Here is a 10,181-nt window from a genome sequence, read left to right on the forward strand (position 1 = left end):
GTGAGACCCCGCAGAAGCTTGCGACGAGGAGGCTCACCAGTCACCACGCAGGACGCGGAGTGTATTCAGGCTGCGAATGAACAAACAATATATACGGAATCAGTTTAATAATTGAAATATACGACAGAGGAGCGTTTTTAATGCTTGGACTTTTAAACAAAGTATTTGATTCTAATAAACGCCAAATAAAAAGATTGGAAACGTTAGCTGACAAGATTGAAGCGATCCGCTCGCAAACGGAAGGCTTATCAGATGATCAGCTACGTGCGAAGACTGATGAATTCAAAGCTCGCTATGAAAAAGGCGAAACGCTTGATGATATGCTAGTTGAAGCATTCGCAGTTGTTCGTGAAGCTGCAAAGCGTGTGCTTGGCTTACATCCTTACCCTGTTCAATTAATGGGTGGTGTGGCTCTTCATGAAGGGAATATCTCTGAGATGAAGACAGGGGAAGGGAAAACCTTAACCTCAACCATGCCTGTATACTTAAATGCGATTACTGGAAAAGGTGTTCACGTCATCACAGTCAACGAATACCTAGCAAGTCGTGACGCACATGAGATGGGACAGTTATACGAATTTTTAGGACTAAGTGTTGGTTTGAACCTAAATGGGCTTTCTCGTGAGGAAAAAATTGAAGCGTATCGTGCTGATATTACATATGGTACGAATAATGAATTTGGATTTGATTACCTGCGTGACAACATGGTTCTATACCGTGAACAAATGGTTCAACGTCCACTTCATTATGCAGTCATCGATGAGGTTGACTCGATTTTAATTGATGAAGCAAGAACACCATTGATTATTTCGGGAACAGCGCAGAAATCAACATCACTTTATATTCAAGCAAATGGCTTTGTTCGTACATTAAAGCAAGAAGAGGATTACACATATGATGAAAAAACAAAGAGTGTTCAATTAACAGAAGAGGGAATCTCACGAGCTGAGAAGGCTTTTGGCATTGAAAATCTGTTTGATATTTCTCATGTGGCATTAATCCACCATATCAATCAAGCGTTGAAGGCTCATTCAAGCATGCATAAGGATGTTGATTATGTTGTTGAAGAAGGCGAAGTCGTAATTGTTGACTCCTTCACTGGTCGTTTAATGAAGGGACGTCGTTATAGTGACGGGCTTCACCAAGCGATTGAAGCAAAAGAGGGCTTAGAAATTCAAAATGAAAGTATGACCCTTGCAACAATCACATTCCAGAACTATTTCCGTATGTATGAAAAGCTTGCAGGGATGACTGGTACAGCTAAGACTGAGGAAGAAGAATTCCGTAACATTTATAATATGAATGTTGTCGTGATTCCAACAAATCGTCCGATTGCCCGTGATGATCGCCCTGATTTAATCTATAAATCAATCGAGGGTAAATTCCGTGCGGTTGCAGAGGATATCGCTGCTCGTCATGCGAACGGCCAACCAGTTCTTGTAGGAACAGTTGCGATTGAAACGTCTGAATTAATTTCAAAATTCTTAACGAAAAAAGGAATTAAGCATCATATCTTGAATGCGAAGAATCATGAGCGTGAGGCTGAAATCATTGAAAATGCCGGTCAACGTGGAGCGGTAACCATCGCAACAAACATGGCAGGACGTGGTACAGATATCAAGCTTGGAGAAGGCGTAGTGGAGGCTGGCGGTCTGGCTGTAATTGGTACAGAACGTCATGAATCTCGTCGTATTGATAACCAGCTTCGTGGACGTTCTGGTCGTCAAGGAGATCCAGGGGTTACGCAATTCTATCTTTCAATGGAAGATGAATTAATGCGTCGTTTCGGTTCTGATAACATGAAGTCAATGATGGAGCGTCTTGGTATGGATGATGACCAGCCAATTCAGAGTAAAATGGTATCAAGAGCCGTTGAATCAGCGCAAAAACGTGTTGAGGGTAACAACTTTGATGCTCGTAAACAGCTTCTTCAATATGACGATGTTCTACGTCAACAACGTGAGATTATCTATAGTCAACGTTATGAGGTCATTGATTCTGACAACCTACGTGATGTAGTAGAAAAAATGATTAAGTCTTCCATTACTCGTAATGTTGAATTATATACTCCAGGGACAGAGCTTCCTGAAGAGTGGAATCTTAAAGGAATCATTGACTATGTGAACGCGAATATCCTTTCTGAAGGAGATATCGTCGAGCGTGACCTTAAAGGAAAAGAACCAGAAGAAATGGTTGAGGTCATTTTCAATAAGGTGAAAGAGCGTTATGATGAGAAGGAAGTAGAGCTTACTCCAGAGCAAATGCGTGAATTTGAAAAAGTTATCGTTCTTCGTGCAGTTGATAGCAAGTGGATGGATCACATTGACCAAATGGATAATCTACGTCAAGGAATTCATTTACGTGCATATGGCCAAACAGATCCATTACGCGAATACCAAATGGAAGGCTTCGCGATGTTTGAAAATATGGTTGCATCAATTGAAGAAGAAGTTGCAAAATATATAATGAAAGCACAAATTCGTAACAACCTTGAGCGCCAAGAGGTTGCAAAGGGTCAGCAGGCTGTCCATCCAAAAGAAGGCGACGAAAAGCCAAAGAAAAAACCTGTCACAAAAGCAATCAACATCGGTCGAAATGACCCATGTATTTGTGGAAGTGGCAAAAAATATAAGCAATGCTGTGGAAAATAATAGGTCGTCTAAAGGAAAGGTGAGAGACTGCTCTCACCTTTTTAGGCGAATAAGACCTATTCGTGATTAATGGCTGTTTTCTCAATATTTGTAGAGAATTCTAGCAGCATGAATACCGTAGACTCCTGCGGGAACAGTGACCTGAGTGAGACCCCGCAGGAGCATAGCGACGAGGAGGCTCACTGGGCCACCCGCCGGACGCGGAGTGTATTCATGCTGCGGGTTTAAAAGTAACAATCTATATGAAAGCAGCTTTATTATTATAATGAGGTGAATCAATTTGGAATTAGTAGAAATTAAACAAGAGCTTGATAAAACAGCTAAGAGATTAGCGGCATTTAGGGGGTCTCTTTGACTTAGAGGCGAAGCAAGCTCGTATCAATGAACTTGATGAAGTCATGTCAATGCCGGACTTCTGGAATGATCAAAACGCAGCACAAGCTGTGATCAATGAGGTCAACGCGCTAAAAGAATCAGTCAATCAATTTAATGAGCTAAGTGATTCATATGAAAACCTTGAATTGACTCATGACTTATTAAAAGAAGAGCCTGATGAAGAAATGCAAGCAGACCTTGTTCATGAAATCAAAGCACTCGTGAAACACATGAACGATTTTGAATTACAGCTACTATTAAGCGAACCATATGATAAAAACAATGCCATTCTAGAGCTTCACCCAGGTGCTGGTGGAACAGAGTCACAGGATTGGGGTTCAATGCTCCTTCGTATGTACACTCGTTGGGCTGAGCGAAAAGGCTTTAAAGTAGAAACACTAGACTATCTACCAGGTGACGAAGCGGGGATTAAAAGTGTAACACTTTTAATCAAAGGTCATAATGCTTATGGGTATTTGAAAGCTGAAAAAGGCGTACATCGACTAGTTCGTATCTCTCCGTTTGATTCATCAGGTCGTCGCCATACATCGTTTGTGTCTTGCGAAGTCATGCCTGAATTTAATGATGAGATTGAAATAGATATCCGTACAGAGGATCTGAAAATCGATACGTACCGTGCAAGTGGAGCGGGTGGACAGCATATCAATACAACGGACTCAGCTGTTCGTATCACCCATTTACCAACGAATACAGTTGTTACGTGTCAAACAGAACGTTCCCAAATAAAAAACCGCGAACGCGCCATGAAAATGCTTCAAGCAAAGCTTTATCAGCTAAAAATTGAAGAGCAGCAATCACAATTAGATGAGATACGTGGTGAGCAGAAGGATATCGGCTGGGGAAGCCAAATCCGTTCATACGTCTTCCACCCATACTCCATGGTAAAAGACCACCGTACCAACACCGAGGTTGGTAACACACAAAGTGTGATGGACGGTGACCTAGATCCATTTATTGACGCCTACCTGCGTTCGAAATTATAAGCATAAATGTGTATCAAAAAAGCAAGTGATTTCACTTGCTTTTTTACATGCGCTAAACAGCTATCTAAACCTAGCCTCTTAGTTTGCTCATTATATTATTGAGTTCGGTATCGTGAATACCAGTTTTTGAACTAAGATATTCAATATCTACTTTCACACCTTTAATATCTTCTGATACAATTCCAAAAACATTACGATGTTCATCTATTTTACCGTTAGTAAATTTGAAATTACTACGTAATTCAGATGAAAGTCCTTCAAGCTTTGATTCAATTCTGTCTTGACCTTCTTTTAATTCAGAAACATCATCTTTTAATCCAGCAACATCGTATTTTAAAGTAGAAACATCATTTTTCAAAATAGAAACATCAACTTTTAATCCTGAAACATCTTCTTGTAACCCAGTCATACCCTTTTTTAAATCTTTCATTTCGGTGAGAATTAGTTTTAAGGTTTCTTCCATCTTAATCATCCTCTCCACGCACAATTTATTATCGTAAGTATATCACACGGATAAGAAAACTATTTGTGAATTTTTGGTGAGAACGGAGCCATCTTATTCAGTGTGATTACCTTATTTGTAAAATTTATCCTCTAAAATCAATACTCCACCCAACCGATATATAAATATGGAAATAAAAATGTCATAACATTGTTCGACCAAATCTTTCAAATTTCTTGTAATTCTTGTAAAATAGAAAGAAAGCATCATAGAATGTAGGAGTGGAATAAATGGAGAATACGAATTATTTAGAGTTAAAGAATGCAGACATTGTCCGAAAGAACAAACTGCTTTTCATCATTTCTTTGATTTCAGTTATTTTAACCGTTTTTGTTGAACTACTTATTAAACAACCATTGGCATTAATTATCACCATTGGAGTTGGGGGGATCGTCTTTCTTGCCATTCTTGCAACGTTAATTAAATTAAACAAAGCGATTGCATTTACCCCGTATATTGCTGCGGTTGGAATGACCGTTATTTTATATGTGATTATGAATACATCTGGTTCAATCACGATGATGGTGTTGCCATTCTTTATACTGACATCAATTGCCATCTATAATATGCGTGCGGTCCTCACAGTTGGTGTAGTCGGTGGCTTTATTCTAAGTGCTGTTTTCTTTTTGAAGAATACTGAATCATTGAATCTTGATGTAAATACTATTGTCATTTATTATCTCTTATTCTTATTAGTTGTTGTTACGTTATTTTTCCAAAGCTTTGTCATTAAAAAAATGAACGATGACATTCGACATCTACAAGTTCAAACAGAAACAATGCTAGCAACGCAAAAAGATCAAGCAAATCATATTCTTGAAAATACAGCAACAATTAGTACGAATTTGACCTCCATTCGAAAGCAAAGTGAAGTGCAAATGCATTCCTTTAATGAAATGACTGCCGCGGTTTCAGAGATTTCTTCAGGGGTGCAATCTCAAAGTGAATCAGCCTCGACAATCACAGAGTCTGTTGAAAACTTAAATAACATCGTGAACAAGCTCGTTCAAGCTGCCGAAAGCTTAGATAAGCAAACAGATGAAACGTCAACAGCTTCAACAAATGGTTCTAGAACGATTGAAGCCTTATTAGAAAAGAATGATGAGTTTCAGAAATCGATACAAGATATGTCAGCAACTATGAATGAATTAGTTAGTAAAATCAATGAAACGAATCAATTTGCTGATTCCATTCAAAATATCGCATCTCAAACGAATCTTCTAGCGCTAAATGCATCCATTGAAGCGGCAAGAGCTGGAGAAAGTGGGAAAGGCTTTGCCGTTGTTGCCAATGAAATTCGAAAGCTTTCTGAGTCAACTTCGGCTACAGCAAATCAAATTTCTGAAAACCTACTAGCAGTCAATGAACGAACCATTGTAACGCAAGAGCAAATGAATGATAATGGTGTGAAAATGACTGAAAGTGTTGCGATGACAAATGATACGTTAGAAGTATTCTCGTTGATCAATGCGACGGTTGCGAAATTAACATCAACTGTAAAAGAGTTCGAGCAGATGACAACAGATCTAAGCAGCTCTTCTCAAATGATCGAAACATCAGTTAGTGAGTTTGCAGCAGTCATCGAAGAAAGCTCAGCTTCATTAGAAGAAATAGCTGCTTCGATTGATTCGCAAAATCAACAGCATGCACATCTTGTTACATCTATCAAAGAAACAGATGATGCAGCAAATCGCTTAATTAGCCTTCATAAAGAGAACTAACAAATGATATAAACGGTAGGATGTTTTCACAAAGTTTGTTGTTTTTGGATTTAATTAATTTAAAAATGAAGTATTAGCAGCAGGATTAGACGGAGACTCCCGTGGGATGAGTGGCTAAAGTGAGACCCCACAGGAGCCAGTCACCCCGCAGGACGTGGAGTAAGTATATTCCTGCTGCGGCTTTAAAAAGCAACAGTTTATACGAAAATAGCCAAACGGTAAAATCAGGTGTGAAATGGCACCTGATTTTTTTATAGATAAAATGATCAACTTACAAATACTTTTTCCATATTTACAAATACTAAAAAAGAGACATTTTGTTGCTTTAACACGTTATAACACTGGCGTTTACTTGTTCTGTGACCCGTGCTATACTCTCAAAGGTTATAATGGATTACCGGAATTAGGAGGATAACATGAACAAGAGAAGACGTCAGAAAGAAAAGCATCCACTACTTACGATTGTGAGCGAGTATTTACATATATTAGTCGGTTCAGCGTTTGTTGCACTTGCGTTTAATGTATTTTTATTACCAAATCAAGTGGCTTCTGGGGGAGTTAGTGGAATTAGTATCATCTTATTTAATGTACTAGGATGGGAGCCAGCCTTTGTTCAATGGGCTTTTAATATCCCACTGTTTATCGCAGGGATTATCCTACTTGGGATGCAATTTGGGGCAAAAACTTTAGTAGGAACGATTTTTCTCCCATTTGTAGTATTCTTGTCGCGTGATTTTCAGCCAGCGACAACAGATCCATTGTTAGGAGCAATCTTTGGTGGTATAGGTGTTGGTCTTGGATTAGGCATTGTTTTTAGAGGAAAGGGTTCAACAGGTGGTACTGATTTGGCAGCCCAAATTATTAATAAATATACAGGGTTCACGTTAGGACGATGTGTTCTATTAATTGATGGGTTAATTGTGATCTCTGCAGCCATTGTTTTTGATATTGAAAGAGGTCTTTATGCACTCATTGGTTTATTTGTGACTAGTAAAACAATTGACCTTGTGCAGATTGGTATCGGGAATTCGAAGATGGCGATGATTATCACGAACGAACAGGAAAAAGTACGAGCAGGAATTATTCATGAAATCGATCGTGGTGTCACAAAGCTATCAGCCTTTGGTGGGTATACCGATGATGAGCGCCCAATATTGATGTGTGTTGTCGACCAAACAGAGTTCACAAAATTGAAACAATTAGTGAAAAGGATTGATTCCTCTGCATTTGTCGTTGTTATGGATGCGGCAGAGGTATTAGGTGAAGGTTTTAAAAGACCGTAAATAGGTTATAATGAAGCTTGGAAAATATCTCTAAAGGGGGAATAACTAGTGAAACGGAAATTACTAGGTTTACTTGTGGGACTTGTGCTTGTTTTAGCAGCCTGTGGGGGAAATGATGAAACCGCTGGTGATGCAACAACGGTAAATGCTGAAAAAGTGTTTCGACAAAACTGTGGTTCATGCCATGGACAGGATTTAAGCGGTGGTGTAGGACCAGCTTTAGATAAAATCGGTTCTGTATACACTCAAGAAGAAATTGAATCAATCATTGAAACAGGAAAAGGCATGATGCGTGGGAAAATGATCGTTGGAGCAGAAGTCGAAGCCGTAGCTAAATGGCTAGCTGAAAAGAAATAAACTTCTGTGGATATCTAAAAAGGTATTGTATTATACATAAATACATTTTTGTTGAATGTCTAGCAGCCTGAATACATGGAGACACCCGCGGGATGCGTGGGCAAAGTGAGACCCCGCAGGCACGAGAAGGCTCACCGGTCACCCCGCAGGACGCGGAGTGTATTCAGGCTGCGGGCTTTAAAAGCAATAATTTATTCAATAACAGTCTATTATCGATTTATATAAGAAAAGCATCGGGCTAAAACTCGGTGCTTTTTTTATGCTAAAACTAGCTTCCAGAAATAAACAAACGACCGCGAAATGCCTAGATAACAACAGATATCTAGGTGAAATGAAAATGTAATATTTTTGGGTCTTATTTTGCCGAATTATGATGTTATAATGTAGAAAGTGACGGATAAGGTCTGTTACTTTATTAAATTATGTATCTATCGACAAAATCTGCATGAATTCGTGTTATAGTTAGAGGTAAAGAACGAAAAATACTATTTTAGGTGATTATAAATGATAGAAATGAAGGATGTAATCAAGAAATATCCAAACGGTGTTCTCGCTGTTAATGGGATTAATATCAAGATTAAACAAGGCGAATTTGTCTATGTTGTAGGGCCAAGTGGAGCCGGAAAGTCTACTTTTATAAAAATGATGTATCGAGAAGAGAAGCCTACTTCAGGTAGTATTCAGATTAATGGAATTGATTTAACCAAGCTAAAAGAGAAAAAAGTTCCTTATTTACGTCGTAATATTGGCGTTGTTTTTCAGGATTTCAAATTATTACCAAAATTAACTGTGTTTGAAAATGTAGCATTTGCTCTTGAGGTTATTGAAGAGAATCCACGTAATATTAAGAAACGAGTAATGGATGTGCTAGATTTAGTTCGTTTGAAGCACAAGGCACGTTTTCTACCAGATGAATTATCAGGTGGGGAGCAGCAGCGTGTGTCAATTGCACGTTCCATTGTGAACTCTCCAGGATTGATGATTGCCGATGAGCCTACAGGAAACTTAGATCCTGAGACCTCATGGGAAATTATGAATATCTTTGAAGAAATTAATAATCGTGGTACAACGATAGTCATGGCTACACATAACCGTGAAATAGTTAACAAAATTAAGAAGCGTGTCATTGCCATTGAAAGTGGGAAAATTGCACGTGATGAAGCAAGGGGTGAGTATGGCTATGAAATCTAGTACACTCATCAGGCATTTCCGTGAAAGTGTAAAGAATTTAAGTAGAAACGGCTGGATGACATTTGCCTCAGTCAGTGCAGTGACAGTGACATTATTACTTGTAGGTGTCTTTATTGTCATCATGATGAACTTGAATAGTATGGCTACCTCGATTGAAGAGGATGTTCGTATTCGCGTTCATATTGATTTAGCAGCAACAGCTGATGATCAAGAAACATTGTACAAGGAAATTGAAAAAATTCCACAAGTAGCAACCATTGAGTACTCTTCTAAGGAAGATGAACTGTCAAATATGATCAAGAGCTTTGGTGAAGAAGGAAAGATATTTGAGTTATTTGAACAAAATAATCCACTTCACGATGTGTATATCATCAAAACAAAGAATCCTAGTGACATTATGAAGGTAGCTGATGAAATTGAAACCTTCTCATATGCAGCGAAAGTGAAATATGGACAAGGGGAAATTGAGAAGATATTTGCAGCTGTGAAAATGTCACGAAATATTGGGATCGGGTTAATTGTTGGTCTCTTGTTTACCGCGATGTTCCTCATTTCTAATACAATAAAAATTACCATTGTTGCAAGAAGAAGAGAAATCGAAATCATGAAGCTTGTTGGAGCAACGAATGCGTTTATCCGTTGGCCATTTTTCCTAGAAGGCATGTTTATAGGTATATTAGGTTCGATCCTACCAATTGGATTAATTCTAGGAACCTATAACTATGTATATGATTTAATTCAACCAAGATTAGAAGGCACATTCCTAACCCTTCTATCATTTAACCCATTTGCTTTCCAAGTAACAGGCTTGTTACTAGCAATCGGCGCATTCATCGGTGTCTGGGGAAGCTTAATGTCCGTACGGAAGTTTTTGAAAGTCTAATTATAAAAGTACTAGTGGTATTAATATTGCAAGCCCTAGCAGACTGAATGCACGGAGACTCCCGTGGGATGCGTGGCCAAAGTGAGACCCCGCAGGAGCTTTAGCGAGGCCACTGAAAAACTATCGTTTTTTGATAACTTTAATTTCCAAAGAAAAAAACAAGCCTTTTTTTCTCAAATAAGATCAAAAAGGCTTGTTTTAAAGGGGGAATTCC

8 protein-coding genes are annotated in these 10,181 nt (G+C 38.6%); 7 read left to right on the forward strand and 1 reads right to left on the reverse strand.

What is annotated here, in order from left to right:
• Nucleotides 1-140 precede the first annotated feature (140 nt).
• Nucleotides 141-2,651 carry a preprotein translocase subunit SecA gene (gene secA, locus F7888_RS21060; protein ID WP_191783133.1) on the forward strand — a complete coding sequence of 837 codons (2,511 nt, stop codon included), beginning with the start codon at nucleotides 141-143 and terminating at the stop codon, nucleotides 2,649-2,651.
• Between the two features lie 280 nt (nucleotides 2,652-2,931).
• Nucleotides 2,932-4,030 (forward strand): peptide chain release factor 2 gene (gene prfB / locus F7888_RS21065; RefSeq protein WP_225228941.1). Its coding sequence is split into 2 segments (ribosomal slippage): nucleotides 2,932-2,994 and nucleotides 2,996-4,030, totalling 1,098 coding nucleotides; the frame shifts between segments, so codons are not numbered across the junction.
• 70 nt (nucleotides 4,031-4,100) lie between these two features.
• Here the strand turns inward: prfB and F7888_RS21070 are convergent.
• Nucleotides 4,101-4,493 carry a hypothetical protein gene (locus F7888_RS21070; protein ID WP_191783137.1) on the reverse strand — a complete coding sequence of 131 codons (393 nt, stop codon included), beginning with the start codon at nucleotides 4,491-4,493 and terminating at the stop codon, nucleotides 4,101-4,103.
• Nucleotides 4,494-5,659: 1,166 nt separating this feature from the next.
• On the opposite strand from F7888_RS21070, the gene F7888_RS23145 reads away from it, so the two are divergent.
• The 5 genes from F7888_RS23145 (at nucleotide 5,660) to ftsX (ending at nucleotide 9,967) form a co-directional block, all read left to right on the forward strand.
• Nucleotides 5,660-6,253, forward strand: coding sequence for a methyl-accepting chemotaxis protein (locus tag F7888_RS23145; RefSeq protein WP_412096025.1), 594 nt, complete (start codon nucleotides 5,660-5,662; stop codon nucleotides 6,251-6,253).
• A gap of 416 nt (nucleotides 6,254-6,669) precedes the next feature.
• A complete protein-coding gene (locus F7888_RS21080) occupies nucleotides 6,670-7,536 on the forward strand; it encodes a YitT family protein (protein ID WP_191783142.1) in 867 nt (288 codons plus the stop codon).
• A 48-nt stretch (nucleotides 7,537-7,584) separates the two neighbouring features.
• Nucleotides 7,585-7,893: a cytochrome c551 gene (gene cccB, locus F7888_RS21085; RefSeq protein WP_191783143.1), complete on the forward strand. Its 309-nt coding sequence runs from the start codon at nucleotides 7,585-7,587 to the stop codon at nucleotides 7,891-7,893.
• Nucleotides 7,894-8,397: 504 nt separating this feature from the next.
• Nucleotides 8,398-9,084: a cell division ATP-binding protein FtsE gene (gene ftsE / locus F7888_RS21090; RefSeq protein WP_191783145.1), complete on the forward strand. Its 687-nt coding sequence runs from the start codon at nucleotides 8,398-8,400 to the stop codon at nucleotides 9,082-9,084.
• Nucleotides 9,074-9,967: a permease-like cell division protein FtsX gene (gene ftsX, locus F7888_RS21095; protein ID WP_191783147.1), complete on the forward strand. Its 894-nt coding sequence runs from the start codon at nucleotides 9,074-9,076 to the stop codon at nucleotides 9,965-9,967. Before ftsE ends, ftsX begins: the two co-directional genes overlap by 11 nt.
• Nucleotides 9,968-10,181: the final 214 nt, after the last annotated feature.

The sequence above is a fragment of the Litchfieldia stipae genome (assembly GCF_014837155.1).
Lineage (GTDB): Bacteria > Bacillota > Bacilli > Bacillales > Bacillaceae_L > Litchfieldia.